Source organism: Stakelama flava (genome assembly GCF_019351405.1).
In the GTDB taxonomy this organism is placed as follows: domain Bacteria; phylum Pseudomonadota; class Alphaproteobacteria; order Sphingomonadales; family Sphingomonadaceae; genus Sphingomonas; species Sphingomonas flava_A.
This window is the reverse complement of sequence record NZ_JAHWZX010000001.1, coordinates 286,318-301,844: the sequence shown is the minus strand read 5'-3', so window position 1 is coordinate 301,844 and position 15,527 is coordinate 286,318. Positions and strand designations below refer to the sequence as shown.

Sequence of the window (15,527 nt, the reverse complement as noted above, 5' to 3'; positions counted from 1 at the left end):
TCGGGGGCTTTCGAATGAACAGGCATGCGGATGTCGTTATCGTCGGCGCTGGGCAGGCGGGGGCGGCATGTGCGATCGCGCTTCGTCAGAACGGGTTCGAGGGCAGCATCCTGCTGGTCGGGGCGGAGCCGGAGCTGCCCTATGAACGCCCGCCCCTGTCCAAGGAATATCTTGCAGGCGACAAGACGTTCGATCGCCTGCTGATCCGCCCGGAGCCCTTCTGGGCGGAACGGCATGTGGATTTCGCGCTAGGCGAAAGCGTGGTCGGCGTGGACGCTGGCGCGTATCGCATCGTCACCGATCGCGGCAGTGAAATCAGCTATGGTGCACTGGTCTGGGCAACCGGCGGTGCGCCGCGGCGGCTGACCTGCGACGGACATCATCTTGCCGGCGTTCACAGTGTCCGGTCACGCGCCGATGCCGACAGGATGATGGCCGAACTGCCCGACGTGGCGCGCGTGGTGGTCGTTGGCGGCGGCTATATCGGGTTAGAAGCAGCAGCGGTGCTTGCCAAATTCGGCAAGCAGGTGGTGCTGCTGGAAGCGCAGGACAGGGTGCTGTCCCGTGTGGCGGGCGAAGCATTGTCGCGGTTCTTCGAACGTGAACATCGCAGCCATGGTGTCGATATACGGCTCGGCTCGGCGGTCGACTGCATTCTTGGCGACGAAACGGTGAAGGGGGTTCGCCTCTCCGATGGCGAAACGCTTTCCGCCGATATGGTCATTGTCGGGATCGGCATCGCGCCTGCGGTCGAACCGCTGATCGCGGCGGGGGCACGCGGCGGCAACGGCGTCGAGGTCGATGCGCAGTGTCGCACCAGCCTGCCCGACATTTACGCAATCGGCGATTGCGCGCTGCACGAAAACAGATTTGCCGCAAATGCGTCGCTACGGCTGGAATCGGTGCAGAACGCCAATGATCAGGCCGTGGTGGCGGCAAAGACGATCGTAGGGCAGGACGCAGCATATGCAGCGGTGCCGTGGTTCTGGTCGAACCAATATGATTTGAAGCTGCAAACCGTCGGCCTGTCGATCGGGCATGACACGGCGATAGTTCGCGGCGATCCTGATGCGCGCAGCTTTTCGGTCGTATATCTGCGGCAGGGAAGCGTGATTGCGCTCGACTGCGTCAACAGGATCAAAGACTATGTTCAGGGACGCAAGCTGGTCGCGGAAGGCGCGCGGATAGACCCTGCAAAACTTGCCGACGACAGCGTCCCGCTTAAGGAAATGCTCGCCTGATCTTGCAGGCCCAATGGGTGTTCAGATCGTCCCGATGGCCGGATCGTTCATCACCAGCATCGAATCGCGCCGCGCCAGGGCGACCAGCGCCAATCCGTTACGCCGCGCATGGTCGAGCGCCATCGTCGTCGCCGCGGATATCCCGACCAGCAGCGGAAATCCCGCGACCAGCGCCTTGTCGGCCATTTCAAAGCTGATCCGCGAGGTTACGAGCGCGAAGCCGGGGCCGGGCGCTTTTCCACCGATCCCGCCGATCAACTTGTCCAGCGCATTGTGCCGCCCGACATCCTCCGCCGCGGCGATGATCGCACCCTCCGTACCGCAAAATGCGGCGGCGTGCGTCGCGCCGGTAGCCGCCCCCAGCGGCTGATATTCGCGCAATCCGGCGGTTGCCCGGTCGATCGCCGCCCGGTCGATCGCCATCGGTTTGGGCGCGGGAGGGAGGGGGCGTTGCAGGCTGTCCAGACTGGCGATTCCACATAGTCCGCATCCGGTATCGCTGGTTCGGTGGCGGATGCGCTCGCCGATCCGTTCGGCGGCGCTGGGCGAAACGGTGATGCGAAGTACGATTCCGGCGGGCACGTCCGCCACGTCGCAATCGATCACATCGTCCGGCCCCGCAGCGATGCGCTCGGTCAGCGCAAAGCCAAGTGCGAAGGCGGGAAGGTCCGCCGGGGTCATCATCATCACGGCATAGCCGATGCCGTTGAATTCGACCGCGACGGGTGCCTCCACAGCGATTGCGCGCGCTATCGGTTCGGCGCCTGTTTCCGACAACCGGGTCACGGCTTCGTCACGTCGGATCATCGTGCGCGTTCCAGATCCTCGCGCGTGTCGATATCCATGATCGGTTCGGCGATGCGAACCGGCAGCGCGCCGACCGCGCGCGCGAACCCGCGAACCGACCGATCGCCGTCACGATTCAGCCAAACCTCCAGATCGGGTAGTAGCGAAACTGGCCAATGGCCGAAAACGGGGTGGTCATCGCAAAAGGCGGGCGGACGCGCCAATACGCGAAACAGACTTTCGGGCGGGCGAGGTACATCGCACGCTACCGTCAGAACCGAATCCGCGCCATGGATCATGGCATAGGCAAGTGCCCCGGTAATGCCGCCCAGCGGCCCCAGATCGGGGGCCGGACGGTCCGGCGCATGCGGCAAGGCGCCATGTTCCCGCCCGATTACCACGACGCGATTGACATGATCGCCCAGCGCGCGGGCGGCATGGTCGATCAGCGCGACGCCATCCAGCATGGCCAGCGCCTTGTCACCACCGAACCGTCGTGCCGCCCCGCCGGCCAGTATCGCGCCGACCTGCGCGGTCACCGCGATTTGCGGATCGTTACCGGCACCGATTTGCCCGCCGGGACATGGCTTTCCAGTGCATGATGTTCGATCGGGATCAGCACGTTGAGTTCGGGATAATAGCCGCCAAGGCACCCCTGCGGAATGTCATAAGGAACGATGCGCAGCCCGTCGACGACGCGGTCCTCCTGATCATCGGCATCGCTCGCCAGCGAAACCATATCGCCTTCGAACAGGCCCAGCGCGGTCATATCCGCATGATTCATCATGACGACCTCTCGCGTGCCGTGAATGCCGCGGAAGCGATCGTGATAGCCGTAGATGGTCGTGTTGAACTGATCGTTCGACCGCAGAGTCACCAGCCGGAACCGGCCGGGCTTGTCGTCGAACCCGGCGGCGTTCATCGCGCGCGGGGCGTTGAATTCCGCCTTGCCGCTTTCGGTCTCCCATTTGCGGTGCGCCGCCGGATTGCCCTTCCAGAAGCCGCCCGGTTGCCACATGCGGTCGTTGAAGTTGGAGAATTTGTCGGGATAGGTATCCTCGATCGCGTCGCGCACCAAGCTGTAATCATCGACCCATGCGTCCCAGGGGACATTTTCGTTCGGTTCCAGCGCCGCCTTGGCGATACCCGCGACGATCGCGGGTTCGGACAGCAGGTGGTGGCTCGCCGGGGTGGCCTTGCCGCGCGAGCCATAGATATGGCTGAACGAATCCTCCATCGTCACTGCCTGCGGCCCGCTTGCCTGCATATCGCGCTCCATCCGGCCGAGACAGGGGAGCAGCCAGCAATCCTCGCCCGGATGCAGGTGCGATTTGTTCAGCTTGGTCGCGATATGGACCTGCAACGGGATTTTCTCCCATCCCTTGACCATCTTTTCATGCTCGGGCGTGGCGCGTAGGAAATTGCCGCCAAGCTGGATAAAACCGTCGCAGGTGCCGTCGATAATGTGACGGCAGCTTTCGACCGTATCCCATCCCTGCCAGTCGGGCGGATTGAAATCGTAAAGCTGTTTCAGCCGCGCATTCGGGGCCAGTTTGGGCTTTTCGGTAATCCCCACCGTTCGCTGTCCCTGCACGTTCGAATGGCCGCGAACCGGACCGGGGCCAGCCCCCGGACGGCCGATATGGCCGCGCATCAGCAGCAAATTCACGATCATGTAGAGCGAATCCATGCCATAGCGGTGCTGGGTAATGCCCATGCCGTATACGGCGATCATCGCCTTTGATTTCAAATAGATACGCGCTGCATCCTCGATCGCTTCGCGCGTCAGGCCGCTTTCGCGAACGATGTCGTCCCATTTCGCCTTACGCGCATAATCGGCGAATTCTTCGAAACGAACGGTGTGTTGTTCGATGAAATGATGGTCGAGGATAGCTTCGCGCCCCGCCGAACGGGCTTCGTCATCGGCCTCGATCGCGATCTTGGCGATGCCCAGGATCGCGGAGATGTCGCCGCCAGCCTTCACCTGATGATATTGGGTCGAAATCTGTGTCGATGTGCCCAGCGTCATCTGCACCGGATTTTGCGGGTTGGTGAATTTCTCCCATCCGCGTTCCTTCAACGGGTTGAAGGTGACGATCTCGACGCCCCGCTTGCGCGCCTTTTCCAGCACGTGAAGCATGCGCGGGCTGTTGGTTCCGACATTCTGCCCCCAGCAGAAGATCGTGTCGCAATGTTCGTAATCGTCCATCTGGATCGTCGCGACCGGCGAACCGATGGCGTTGCTCAGCCCCACCGACGTCGTTTCGTGACACATGTTCGAACTGTCGGGCAGGTTGTGCGATCCGTACAGCCGCGCGCACAGCGAATACATATAGCTGGTTTCAAGGCTCGCCCGGCCCGAGGCGTAGAAAACGACCTTTTTCGCATCGAGCTTCTTCAGCTTCGCGCCGATCGCGTCGAACGCCTCTTTCCAGCTTACCGCGACATATTTGTCCGATGCCGCGTCATATTTCATCGGATGGGTCAGGCGGCCCGCTTGTTCCAGGTCATAATCGCGCCAGCCCTGCAATTCGCCGACGCTGTGCGCCTGAAAGAAATCGGGGGTGTTGCGAAGCGTGGTCAGTTCCCACGCGGTCGCCTTCGCCCCGTTTTCGCAGAATTCCGCGACATGCGGCTTGGCGGGCTTGCCCCAGGCGCAGCTGACGCACATCACGCCTTCGGGCTTGTTCTGACGGCGCAGCGCGTCGAGCGCTTCCGCGTTAAGCTTTTCCTTGGGCAGGACATGCGCCATGCCTTCCATCGAACCCCAGCCGCCGGCAGCGCCTTCATATTGCTTGATTTCGATATCGTCCTGCCCGGCCATGGCGTATTCTCCCGATGGTACTTCACGATGAACCCTGCAGCACTGATATCGTTGCAGCAAGTTTTGCTTCTGGCGAAAGGGGCTTTCGCCGCCATCGCCCTTCCCTATGTTGCACCCATGGTCGGGGTCGCGCTATCTGCCGCGCCCGACGGTTTTCCTCTGAACGATAGAGAGACATGTGAGCGACACCCACAAGACCCGTATGCTGATCCTGGGTTCCGGACCTGCCGGGCTGTCCGCCGCCATTTACGGTGCGCGCGCCGGGATGAAACCAATTCTGGTTCAGGGCATTCAGCCCGGCGGTCAGTTGATGACGACCACCGATGTCGAAAATTATCCCGGTTTCGCGGATGTCATCCAGGGCCCCTGGCTGATGGAACAGATGCAGAAACAGGCAGAGCATGTCGGCACGACGCTGATCTGGGACACGATCGTCGACGTCGACCTGACCCAGCGGCCCTTCCGAATGACCGGCGATGGCGGCGATGTGTATGAAGGCGATGTGCTGGTGATCGCCACCGGGGCGCAGGCAAAATGGCTCGGCCTTGATTCGGAAGAAGCGATGAAGGGCAAGGGCGTTTCCGCCTGCGCGACGTGCGACGGGTTTTTCTATCGCGGGAAAAAGGTCGCGGTGATCGGCGGCGGCAATACCGCGGTCGAAGAGGCGCTGTACCTTACCAACCATTCGGACGATGTGACGCTGATCCATCGCCGCAACGAACTGCGCGCCGAACGGATCCTGCAGGAGCGCCTGTTCAAGAGCGACAAGATCAAGGTGCTTTGGAACAAGCAGGTCGAACGCTTTGTCGGCGGCGGCAATCCGGAAGGGTTGGTCGCGCTGGAACTGAAGGACACGCAGACCGGCGACACTTCCACGCTTGATGTGGAGGGCGGCTTCGTCGCGATCGGCCATCACCCGGCGACCGAACTGTTCCGCGGGCATCTTTCCCTTGACGATGACGGCTATATCGCTGTCGAAACCGGCAGCACGCGCACCAGCGTGGCTGGCGTGTTCGCGTGCGGCGATGTGATGGACAAAACCTATCGGCAAGCGGTGACGGCGGCGGGAACCGGCTGCATGGCCGCGCTCGATGCCGAACGCTTTCTGGGTGAGATGGAGGCGGATATCGCCGAGGCGGCGGAGTAGCGCTCTCGCCGCAAGCCCGGTCGCTCAGTCGCGCATCGTTTCCAGAATGCGTTCGTAAAGCCATGCCTTGTCGGCTTCGTGCGCGAAGCTGTGGCTGGCGGTGTCGCAGCGCTGACAGGCAATAGCGCTGCGAAGCGCGGTGGGCGCGCGAGTCCAGGCATCGGTGAAAGCGATGGCGGTGTTGTCACCGCTTGCGAGGAGTAGGGCCGCATCGCTTCCCAGCGCGCGAAGAGAGTTCACACATTGTGTAAAGAGTGGTTGTGCAGGTTCACGCCTGCTGGCGACAATCCGCGCTACACCCTGAATAAGTCTGGACATATTCACGCCGCCGCGCAACAGACGCAGCCATTGGTGCGGATCGCGCATACGGGCGGCATAGCGCGCGCGGATCGCGGCGGCGGGCGGTATAGCTTCTGGACCTGAATCGCCGCCGATCCAGGGATTGGCGAGCAGCATTCGATCGACGTTCGCTTCCCGGCCGAAAAGTATCAGCGCCGTCGCGGCGTCGCAATTGCCGAATGCGATCAGCCGGTCGATCTGCGGCTGTCTTGCGCGAAAACACGCGGCGGCGGCGGCAATGTCGGGTCCGCTCGATTCAAAACCGCCATTTACGCCGCTCGAATCCCCGATCCCGCGCCGATCGAACCGAAATACCGGATAGCCCGCCGCCGCAACGTCCTGCGCCAGCATCGCCATGCCACGATGCGCGCCGATGCGGATTTCGTTGCCGCCCGACACGATCAGCAGGCCGGTTCTGCCGGGTGCGTCATCTAGCGTGCCGAGCAGCGTTTCGCCTTCGCAGCCGAAGGTTATCAGGCGTCGCACGAAGCGATCCAGCGGGCGATGTCGTCGGCGATGCGTTCGGCGAAGGCCGCGTCGTTGCCGGGTTCGCTGCGCCGCCACAGCGCGGGACCTTCGATTACGGGATCGGGCTGGCCGCTCTGGATAGCGACTTCGCGAAGCGGGCCGGGGGTGGCGGCGGGCGGTTGGTCGAGCGCCTCGATCAGCGCGGGGGCGAGGCGATTGCCGGCAAAAACCAACGCGTCGGCTTTCGTGTCCCCCAGTTCGGATACGCGCTGAACGCGGTGCAAATCGCGAAGCAGGCCGGGGCCGCTTTGCGGGGCAAGCCGCCAGCGGCCGGCGGCCTTTGCCTGCACATCGATCAGCGACCCGCTGCGGATGCTGGCGACGTGAACGGGGCGCGACCCGAGCGACAGGGCCGCCGCCGCGAAGGCGGAGCGCAATCCCTCCAGCGTCATTTCGCTTGTCGGAAGGAGGCTTTCGCCCGTACCCGGAAGGTCGGGCAGCGCGCCGCCGATTCCGTGCCCGGCCAGCATCCGCAAAACGGTAATGACCAGCGCACGCGTCCGGTTCGCCTCCTCTAACAAAGGAAGCGCGATCAGTACGACCGGGCCGGTATCGGGGCCGAAGCGAAGCATCGCCTCATTCCCGCCTTCCCAATCGTAGGAATTGATCACTGAAGCGCCTTGGCGCTCGCGAAGCGGGTGAGCGCGCCGAAGGTTTCCAGCGTCTCGCCATCGATATCGTCATCGTCGATCAGGATGCCCAGCCGGTCCTCGAGTTCGGTGAGCAGACCGGCGACCGCCATCGAATCAAGTTCGGGAAGCGCGCCGAACAGCGGCGTTTCGTCGTCGAACGACGCAACCCGCTCGGGCGTCAGACCCAGCACGTCGCCCAGCGTCGCGCGAACCGTCTTTTCCACTTCCACCTTGCCTTCGGGAACCAAGGATTCGATCCTTTGCATCAATGTTCAACCGCGCGGTTCGATAATCGCTGCGCGTCGCAAAGCCAAGGCCGCCCTTGTTAGCGCCGCCGCCATGGCTATCAAGGCTGACGATGGTTCCGCTTGATCCCGTTCCCCGCCCGATCGACCACCTGCCCCTGAGCGGCGGTGGCGGCGCGCCCGCGCTTGTTCACCGACATGGCAGTCTGGATTACGACGCGCTGGAAACTGCGGTGGGCGAACTTGCCGGCGCACTTGCGCACTATGGCCTGTCGCCCGGCGACCGGGTGGCGAGCTGGCTGCCCAAGACGCGCACCGCCTGCCTGCTTCCGCTTGCTGCGCCGCGTGCGGGACTGGTGCATGTACCGGTCAACCCGGCGCTCAAACGCGCGCAGGTCGCGCATATCCTGGCCGATAGCGGTGCCGCGTTGTTCGTCACCCAGTCCGCTCGCCACCCCGCGCTGAACGATGGCGACGTGCCCGTCGGCTGCCGACTGTTAAACGAGGATGACCTGAAGGGCGGTGTTCCTCTGCCTCCCTCGTCTGCCGACCCGGAGAAAATCGCCGCAATCCTCTATACGTCGGGATCGACCGGACGGCCCAAAGGGGTGATGCTTTCGCACACCAATCTGTGGCTGGGCGCGGTCAGCGTCGCGCACTATCTGAAGCTTACGCCGGACGACCGCGTGCTCGGCGTGCTGCCGCTCAGTTTCGACTATGGGCAGAACCAGCTGCTGTCGACATGGGCTGCGGGGGCCACGGTCGTTCCGCTTGATTATCTGACCCCGCGCGACGTGGTGAAGGCGGTGGCTCGCCACGATATCACCACGCTCGCCGGGGTGCCGCCGCTATGGGTGCAATTGCTCGAAACCGGGTGGACCGATGTCGATGCCGCCCGGTTGAAGCGGCTCACCAATTCGGGCGGCGCGCTCACGCCCCGCCTGGTGCGGGGGTTGCGCGAACGTTTCGCACAGGCCGATCTGTACGCGATGTACGGCCTGACCGAAGCGTTCCGTTCGACGTTTCTCGATCCGGCATTGATCGATGCGCATCCCGATTCGATGGGGCGCGCAGTCCCCTTTGCCGAAATTCTTGTCCTGCGGCCCGATGGCAGCCGTGCCGCGCCGGGTGAGCCGGGGGAACTGGTTCATGCCGGACCGCTCGTCGCGCAAGGGTACTGGCACGATGCAGAACGAACCGCCATTCGTTTCCGGCCAGCGCCGTCTTTTGCCGTGAGCGGAGGGATGGCGGTCTGGTCCGGCGATACGGTGGTGGAGGGCGAAGACGGGCTGCTTCGCTTCGTCGGTCGCGACGATGAAATGATCAAGAGCGCGGGCAACCGGATTAGCCCGCAGGAAATCGAGGAGGCGGTGCTCGCGGGCGATGAAGTGGCCGAAGCGGCGGCGTTCGGCGTTCCCGACGCTCGGCTGGGCCAGTCGATCACCATCATCGCGCGCGCGAACGGGGACCGGGCTGCGGCGGAGGAGGCGGTTCGCCTGCGCCTGCGACGGGAGCTTCCCGCTTTCATGCAGCCATCGCGCTATGACTGGCGCGATGAACTGCCGCGCAACGCCAATGGCAAACTTGACCGCGCAAGGCTTCGGGCCGAGGTGAACACATGAAGCCGATGGGACCGATCCCGCCCGATTATGCGGGCAGGCGCGTGCTGACCATCGCCGGCATGGACGCCGATTATTGGATCGACCGGGCAGGCGATACACCCGCGTTCATCTATGACATGCCCGCGATCGATCGCCGCGTTGCCCGGTTGCGAGCCGCGCTGCCGGAGTCGGTCGGGATTCATTATGCGATCAAGGCGAACCCTTATCCGCCGCTGGTGCGGGCAATGGCGGGACTGGTCGATGGGCTGGATGTCGCTTCGGGCGGAGAGATGGCCCTTGCGCTGGAAGCGAAGCCCGGTCGCGCGATCAGCTTTGCCGGTCCGGGAAAACGCGATGACGAGCTGGAGGCGGCGATCCGGGCGGGCGTAACGCTCAATCTGGAATCGACGGGCGAGGCGGCGCGCGCGCTTGCCATCGGCGAGCGTACGGGCGTTGTTCCGCGGCTCGCGGTTCGCGTGAACCCCGATTTCGAACTGCGCGGTTCGGGCATGAAGATGGGCGGGCGCGCCTCGCAATTCGGTGTCGATGCGGCGGACGTTCCCGCGCTGGTGCGCATGCTGGTCGAACGCGGCGCCGACTGGCGCGGATTCCATATCTTCGCAGGATCGCAATCGCTCGACACCGCCGCCATTATCGAAACACAGGCGGCAACGCTTGCGCTCGCCGAACGGCTGGCCTGGGCAGCGGGCCACATGCCCCCGTTCGTCAATCTGGGCGGCGGGTTCGGCATCCCTTATTTTCCGGGTGACGAACCGGTCGATGTCGAAGCCATCGGGACGGCGTTGCGGCACGCAATCGATACTTGCCCGCTCACCGTTTCGGGATGCGGCTATGCCGTCGAACTCGGCCGATGGCTGGTGGGAGAGGCTGGCGTCTATCTCACCCGCGTGGTCGACCGGAAGGTCAGCCAGGGCGAAACCTTTCTGGTCGTCGATGGCGGCCTCCATCACCAGCTCGCGGCGAGCGGCAATTTCGGCACGGTGGTTCGGCGCAACTATCCGGTCGCGCTGGCCGCGAACATGGATGGGGAGGCGGTGGAGACCGCGTCGGTCGTCGGGTGCCTGTGCACGCCGCTCGACCGGCTGGCCGATCGCATCGCGCTCCCCCGCGCCGAACCGGGCGATATCGTCGCGATTTTCCTTGCCGGGGCATACGGCGCGACGGCCAGTCCTTCGGCGTTTCTCGGTCATACCGCCGCGCTTGAAGTGCTGGCCCGAGCGCACCAGCCCTAACGCTATCTTAACCTCCCTCCCGCATAGCCGGGGGCTGAACCGTGGCACTCCTGCGACCAACGAAGCGCAGGGGGGGCCGGCGATGGAGGGAAGGGCAGATGCGTTTCGTCGATCTTGCGGGAACAATCGCCGCACCGCTTGCGCTCGCCGCGATGCTGGGCGGCTGCGCGACCAGCACCGGCCAGGAACTTCCCCCGGCGCAGCTTTCCGCCAATCCGCAACAGGTGAGCGATGAATATGTCATCGGCCCGCTGGACCAGCTTCAGATATTCGTGTGGCGCAATGCCGAACTGTCGGCAAAGGTTCAGGTCCGTCCCGACGGGCGCATCACCACGCCGCTGGTGAGCGACATGCCCGCCGTGGGCAAGACGCCGGCGATGCTTGCCGAAGACATGAAAATCGCGCTCAGCCAGTATATTCAGGACCCGATCGTATCGGTGATCGTGGAAAATTTTTCCGGCACTTTCGGTCAGCAGATACGCATCGTCGGCGCCAGCGAAAAGCCTGCCTCCATTCCGTATCGCGCGAACATGACGTTGCTTGACGCGATGATTACGGTGGGTGGCCTCAACGAATATGCGTCGGGCAACCGCGCGCGGCTGGTGCGGCTTGACCCGCAGACCGGCAAGCAGCGCGAATATCGCCTGCGCCTCGGCAGCCTGCTGAAGGATGGCGACATTTCGGCCAATGTCCGCTTGCAGCCCGGCGATGTCATCATCATTCCTGAAAGCATGTTCTGATCATGGGGGGGATGGTCGACGAACTCCGGATCGCGCTGCATGCGATCTGGGCGAAGCGCTGGATCGCGCTTGCCGTCGCATGGGCGCTGTGCCTTGCCGGCTGGCTGGTCGTTTCGCAAATCCCTAACCGATATGAATCGAGCGCGCGTATCCTGGTTGAAACCAGCGATATTCTTCAGGGCGACGCCGCCGCCACACCGGTTCAGCAGGCGCGCCAGATGGACCGCATCCGCCAGACGCTGACATCGGCCGTGAATCTGGAAAAGGTGGTGCGCGGCACCGATCTTTCCAAAAGCGCGTCGAGCGATGCCGAGGTCGCGGCAAAGGTCGCCGCGCTTCAGGACATGATCACCGTTACCCAGCAACAGGACAATCTGTTCAAGATTTCGGCCAGCGTCGCCGCCGGGTCGGATGCCGAGAGCGCGAAACTCTCCCGCCAGATCGTCCAGAAGCTGATCGACGTGTTCGTTAGCGACAATCTGTCCGCCGATCGCGAGGATGTCGCGCAGCGGCTCGATTTTCTCAACCAGCAGCTCGATCAGCGTCAGAAACAGCTTCAAGCGGCGGAGGAGAAAGTTGCTGATTTTCAGGACCAGTATCTTTCCTCGCTGCCCGGCACGGGATCGCTCACCGATCGCATTTCCGCCGCGCGCAGTCAGCTTGCCGATGTCGAACAGGACCTTGCCGCCGCGCGCTCCAGCATGACCGCGGTCGGTGCGCAGCTGTCGAGCACGCCGCGTTCTATTCCGGGCAGCGCAGGCAGCGCCGGTCCCGCACGCACGCGGGTTGCTACGATCGAGGGGCAACTGGCGGAAGCGCGTGCGCGCGGCTGGACAGATCAGCATCCCGATGTGATCGCGCTGAAAAATCAGCTTGCCCAGGCGAAGCAGGCCGCCCGGAGCGAACCGGTCAACAGCGGCGGCGGTTCGCCCAACCCGCTTTATATGCAGCTTCAGTCGATGCAGGCGGACAAGGAATCGCGCGTTGCCGAGCTGACCCAGCGCCGCAACCAGCTTCAGGGCGATCTCGACCAGCTTCAGGCGAAGCTGAACGGCAACCCGGCGGTCGCCGCGGATCAGGCGCAGACCCAGCGCGATCTTCAGGTACTGCAGGACCAATATAATAAATTGCTGTCCGACCGCGAGCAGGTGAAGCTACAGGCGCAGGCGCAAAATGCCGATGATTCGGTAAAATTCAACGTGGTCGATCCGCCGACCGCGCCGCGTGTTCCGGCCGCGCCCAACCGTCCGTTGCTGCTGACCGGGGTGCTGATCCTTGGCATTGGCGGTGGCATCGGCGCTGCGTTCGCGCTGGGCAAGCTGCGCACCACCTTTCCCACAGCGGCGCGGCTTGAGCGTGCAAGCGGCATGCCGGTGATCGGTTCGATCGGCGAGGTAGTGACCCATGCGCAGAGCGCGCTTCGGCGAAAGCGGCTGAAACTGTTTTACGGCGGAGCAGGGGCGCTCGCCTTCGCCTATGTCGCGCTGCTGGGCATCGAATTCGTCCAGCGCGGGATGGTCGCGTGAGGAGCAGGCGATGAACGAAAGCACTCCGCGCAAATATAAGGGCACGCTGCTCGAACGCGCCGCCGAACGCTATGCCTATGGCGTGCCGGGCGAGTTCCCCCCGCTCGACAAACCACGACGCTTTTCCGATGTGGAGGATGCGCAAGCCGCGCCGCGAGAAGAATCAGCCGTGCCGGCCACGCCGACGGTGGCCGTCGCGCAGGAGCCGGTTGCAGGTTCACCGTCAGAGCCGCCGTCCGCACCCGAACAGCCCCGTAACGATCCGCCGCTGGTCAGGGGCAAGCTGGGCCTATCCACCGCACCGCGTGATGTCGTCGCGATCGATCGCGACCGACTGGTCGAAAAGGGCATGCTGGTGCCCGGTGCGCCGGTAACCGCGCTGGCCGAGGAAATGCGGCTGGTGAAGCGGCAATTGCTGATCACCGCCGCTGCCGTGGAACGGGAGAATGGCGCGCATTCGCGAATGATTCTGGTCGGCTCTGCACGACCGAACGACGGCAAGACCTTTTGCGCTATCAACCTTGCCATTTCGCTGGCGGCGGAAAAGGATGTCGAAATCCTGCTGGTCGATGCCGATTTCGCGAAGCCCGACATTCCGGCCACGCTGGGGATCGAACCGGGGCCGGGGCTGCTCGACGCGCTGGGCGATTCATCGATCGACGTCGAACGCCTGATACTTGCCACCGATATACCGCACCTTTCGATCCTGCCGGCAGGCACGCGGTCGGACAGCGACACCGAACTGCTCGCCAGCGCGCGTGCCAGCGCGATCCTCGATCGTCTGGCCGCAGCCAATCCGAAGCGCATCGTGCTGTTCGATTCGCCGCCCGCGCTCGCCGCCTCTTCCGCCTCGGCACTTGCGATGCATGTCGGACAGGTGATGCTCGTCGTGCGCGCCGATTCGACCAGCGAAGCGGACCTGCGCGAAGCGGTGCAACTGCTCGACCGGTGCGATCACATCCAGCTTCTCCTCAACGGCGTCACCTTCGCCCCCGGCGGCGCGCGATTTGGCACCTATTACGGCACGGATTCAGGAAAATGAGGAACCGCGCGCTCCTGTGCGGTATCGCGCTGATCGCCACCGCAGAGCCTGCCTCCGCGCAGTCGCGAACCGAAATCACGCCGCATATCGAGGCGTCGCAGGTGCTGACCGCCGATCTGCAATCGGGCGATGTGCTTACCTATTCGACGCTCGGCGCGGGGCTCGATGCCTTGATCCAGTCGCGCCGGGTGCAAGTGCAGCTAAGCTATAATTACGAACATCGCTTCGCCTATGACGACGATCTGAGCGACGAGGATGTGCATAGCGGGCTGGCGCGCGCGGCGATCGACGTAGCGCCGGGCGTATCGTTCGACGCCAGCGCGATCGCGACGCGCAGCCGCACCGATATTCGCGGTGCTGACCCGTCGCTGCTTGCGGTCGATAGCGACAATATCACGCAAATCTATTCGGCCGATCTAGGGCCGACCGTGTCCACCGGCATCGGCCCCGTACAGATCGGCGCGGCATATCGCTTCGGCTATACCAAGGCGGAGACGCCCGATTATGTCGCCGCCGCCGATCAGCCCGCGCAGGATTATTTCGACAGCTCGACCCGGCATGCCTTCAGCGCGAGCGCGGGCGTGGAGGCGGGCCGCGTCCTGCCCGTCGGGATCACGGTCAGCGCCGCGGTAAACCGGGAGGATGCGAGTCAGCTCGACCAGCGTTATCAGGGCGAATATGTCCGGGGCGACCTAGTGCTGCCGGTCAGCCGCGAACTCGCGCTTGTCGGCGGCGCGGGCTATGAGCATATCGAAATCAGCCAGCGCGATGCGCTGACCGACGATGACGGCGATCCGGTGATCAGCAGCAGCGGACGCTATGTCACCGATCCCGATTCGCCGCGGCGGATCGCGTATGAAACCGACAACCCGCTATTCTGGGACGCGGGCATCTTATGGCGGCCCAGCCCGCGCACCGAACTGGAAGCGCGGATCGGCAGGCGCTATGACAGCTGGAGCTATACCGGATCGTTCAGCCACCAGATCGGCCCCGGTTCGGGGATACAGGTCGGCGTGTACGACAGCGTGCAGAGTTTTGGACGGCAACTAGGGTCGGCGGTGGAAGCGCTGCCGACGCAATTCGACACCAGCCCCGATACGTTCAGCAACAATTACAATGGCTGCGTCTATGGCAGCGTGGGAAGCGCCGCGGGCGGTTGCCTGAACGGCGTGCTGCAATCGCTTGCCGCCGCCAATTATCGCGCGCGGGGCGTGGACGGCGTGATCTCCTTCAATCGTGGCGGCACGCGCTTCGGCATAGGTGCGGGCTATGCCAATCGCCGCTATTATGCGCCCGAACTCATCGCCGGGATCGATATCGACGGCGTCACTGACGAAAGCTATTATTTTCAGGCTTTCGCCGCACGGGCGCTGTCGTCAACTTCGACACTGTCGGGCAATATCTACGCCAATTATTACGAAAGCGGGCTGGGCAGCTCGTCGGTCTGGGGGGCGGGGGCGAACCTTGCCTATACCCGCAGTTTCGGCCGGCTGGGCGCGTCGCTTTCCGGCGGTCTTTTCACCTATGATACCGAAGGCGCGCAGCAGGATATTTCCGCCCAGGCGCTGCTCGGCCTTGGCTACAGTTTCTGACGCGCCACGGCCGCGGATGAGGAGCAGACAG

General features: G+C 63.9%; 14 protein-coding genes. 8 read left to right on the top strand and 6 right to left on the bottom strand.

Annotated elements, in window-relative coordinates:
• Positions 1 to 14 precede the first annotated feature (14 nt).
• Positions 15 to 1,241 (top strand): NAD(P)/FAD-dependent oxidoreductase, encoded by a 1,227-nt coding sequence (locus tag KY084_RS01435; protein WP_219236636.1) that lies wholly within the window; start codon positions 15 to 17, stop codon positions 1,239 to 1,241.
• A 21-nt stretch (positions 1,242 to 1,262) separates the two neighbouring features.
• On the opposite strand, the gene fdhD is transcribed toward KY084_RS01435, so the two are convergent.
• From fdhD to KY084_RS01420, 3 genes are read right to left on the bottom strand one after another with little or no spacing between them, the layout of a single operon-like run.
• Complete coding sequence (gene fdhD / locus KY084_RS01430) at positions 1,263 to 2,048, bottom strand: formate dehydrogenase accessory sulfurtransferase FdhD (protein ID WP_219236635.1); 786 nt, start codon at positions 2,046 to 2,048, stop codon at positions 1,263 to 1,265.
• On the bottom strand, positions 2,045 to 2,566 hold the full coding sequence (gene mobA / locus KY084_RS01425; protein ID WP_219236634.1) for a molybdenum cofactor guanylyltransferase: 522 nt from the start codon (positions 2,564 to 2,566) through the stop codon (positions 2,045 to 2,047). The genes fdhD and mobA overlap by 4 nt, the downstream gene beginning before the upstream one ends.
• Complete coding sequence (locus KY084_RS01420; protein ID WP_219236633.1) at positions 2,563 to 4,851, bottom strand: FdhF/YdeP family oxidoreductase; 2,289 nt, start codon at positions 4,849 to 4,851, stop codon at positions 2,563 to 2,565. The genes mobA and KY084_RS01420 overlap by 4 nt, the downstream gene beginning before the upstream one ends.
• Positions 4,852 to 5,053: 202 nt before the next feature.
• Between KY084_RS01420 and trxB the strand changes: the two genes are divergently transcribed.
• A complete protein-coding gene (gene trxB / locus KY084_RS01415) occupies positions 5,054 to 5,998 on the top strand; it encodes a thioredoxin-disulfide reductase (RefSeq protein ID WP_219236778.1) in 945 nt (314 codons plus the stop codon).
• A gap of 24 nt (positions 5,999 to 6,022) precedes the next feature.
• Here the strand turns inward: trxB and KY084_RS01410 are convergent, their stop codons facing one another.
• The 3 genes from KY084_RS01410 to KY084_RS01400 are packed head-to-tail and all read right to left on the bottom strand — an operon-like array spanning position 6,023 to position 7,763.
• Positions 6,023 to 6,823, bottom strand: a complete 801-nt coding sequence (locus KY084_RS01410; RefSeq protein ID WP_219236632.1) for a hydrolase 1, exosortase A system-associated — start codon at positions 6,821 to 6,823, stop codon at positions 6,023 to 6,025.
• Positions 6,811 to 7,476, bottom strand: coding sequence for an alpha/beta hydrolase family protein (locus tag KY084_RS01405; protein WP_343227926.1), 666 nt, complete (start codon positions 7,474 to 7,476; stop codon positions 6,811 to 6,813). The genes KY084_RS01410 and KY084_RS01405 overlap by 13 nt, the downstream gene beginning before the upstream one ends.
• The gene (locus tag KY084_RS01400) at positions 7,473 to 7,763 is read right to left on the bottom strand and encodes a phosphopantetheine-binding protein (protein ID WP_246586762.1); all 291 of its coding nucleotides are present in this window, start codon (positions 7,761 to 7,763) and stop codon (positions 7,473 to 7,475) included. The genes KY084_RS01405 and KY084_RS01400 overlap by 4 nt, the downstream gene beginning before the upstream one ends.
• Before the next feature lie 92 nt (positions 7,764 to 7,855).
• Between KY084_RS01400 and KY084_RS01395 the strand changes: the two genes are divergently transcribed.
• The 6 genes from KY084_RS01395 (at position 7,856) to KY084_RS01370 (ending at position 15,496) form a co-directional block, all read left to right on the top strand.
• A complete protein-coding gene (locus tag KY084_RS01395) occupies positions 7,856 to 9,364 on the top strand; it encodes an acyl-CoA ligase (AMP-forming), exosortase A system-associated (protein WP_219236631.1) in 1,509 nt (502 codons plus the stop codon).
• The gene (locus KY084_RS01390; protein WP_219236630.1) at positions 9,361 to 10,596 is read left to right on the top strand and encodes a pyridoxal-dependent decarboxylase, exosortase A system-associated; all 1,236 of its coding nucleotides are present in this window, start codon (positions 9,361 to 9,363) and stop codon (positions 10,594 to 10,596) included. Before KY084_RS01395 ends, KY084_RS01390 begins: the two co-directional genes overlap by 4 nt.
• A gap of 98 nt (positions 10,597 to 10,694) precedes the next feature.
• On the top strand, positions 10,695 to 11,336 hold the full coding sequence (locus tag KY084_RS01385; protein ID WP_219236629.1) for an XrtA/PEP-CTERM system exopolysaccharide export protein: 642 nt from the start codon (positions 10,695 to 10,697) through the stop codon (positions 11,334 to 11,336).
• Positions 11,337 to 11,347: 11 nt separating this feature from the next.
• Positions 11,348 to 12,862: an XrtA system polysaccharide chain length determinant gene (locus KY084_RS01380; protein ID WP_343227925.1), complete on the top strand. Its 1,515-nt coding sequence runs from the start codon at positions 11,348 to 11,350 to the stop codon at positions 12,860 to 12,862.
• A 10-nt stretch (positions 12,863 to 12,872) separates the two neighbouring features.
• Positions 12,873 to 13,904, top strand: a complete 1,032-nt coding sequence (locus KY084_RS01375; protein WP_219236627.1) for an AAA family ATPase — start codon at positions 12,873 to 12,875, stop codon at positions 13,902 to 13,904.
• The gene (locus tag KY084_RS01370) at positions 13,901 to 15,496 is read left to right on the top strand and encodes a TonB-dependent receptor (RefSeq protein WP_219236626.1); all 1,596 of its coding nucleotides are present in this window, start codon (positions 13,901 to 13,903) and stop codon (positions 15,494 to 15,496) included. Before KY084_RS01375 ends, KY084_RS01370 begins: the two co-directional genes overlap by 4 nt.
• The last annotated feature ends 31 nt before the right edge of the window (positions 15,497 to 15,527 follow it).

Bases quoted from the DNA above. Each gene is read 5' to 3' on its own strand.
- KY084_RS01435 (WP_219236636.1), top strand. From the start codon at position 15: ATGAACAGGCATGCGGATGTCGTTATCGTCGGCGCTGGGCAGGCGGGG.
- fdhD (WP_219236635.1), bottom strand. From the start codon at position 2,048: ATGATCCGACGTGACGAAGCCGTGACCCGGTTGTCGGAAACAGGCGCC.
- KY084_RS01420 (WP_219236633.1), bottom strand. From the start codon at position 4,851: ATGGCCGGGCAGGACGATATCGAAATCAAGCAATATGAAGGCGCTGCC.
- trxB (WP_219236778.1), top strand. From the start codon at position 5,054: ATGCTGATCCTGGGTTCCGGACCTGCCGGGCTGTCCGCCGCCATTTAC.
- KY084_RS01400 (WP_246586762.1), bottom strand. From the start codon at position 7,763: ATGCAAAGGATCGAATCCTTGGTTCCCGAAGGCAAGGTGGAAGTGGAA.
- KY084_RS01395 (WP_219236631.1), top strand. From the start codon at position 7,856: ATGGTTCCGCTTGATCCCGTTCCCCGCCCGATCGACCACCTGCCCCTG.
- KY084_RS01390 (WP_219236630.1), top strand. From the start codon at position 9,361: ATGAAGCCGATGGGACCGATCCCGCCCGATTATGCGGGCAGGCGCGTG.
- KY084_RS01385 (WP_219236629.1), top strand. From the start codon at position 10,695: ATGCGTTTCGTCGATCTTGCGGGAACAATCGCCGCACCGCTTGCGCTC.
- KY084_RS01380 (WP_343227925.1), top strand. From the start codon at position 11,348: ATGGTCGACGAACTCCGGATCGCGCTGCATGCGATCTGGGCGAAGCGC.
- KY084_RS01375 (WP_219236627.1), top strand. From the start codon at position 12,873: ATGAACGAAAGCACTCCGCGCAAATATAAGGGCACGCTGCTCGAACGC.
- KY084_RS01370 (WP_219236626.1), top strand. From the start codon at position 13,901: ATGAGGAACCGCGCGCTCCTGTGCGGTATCGCGCTGATCGCCACCGCA.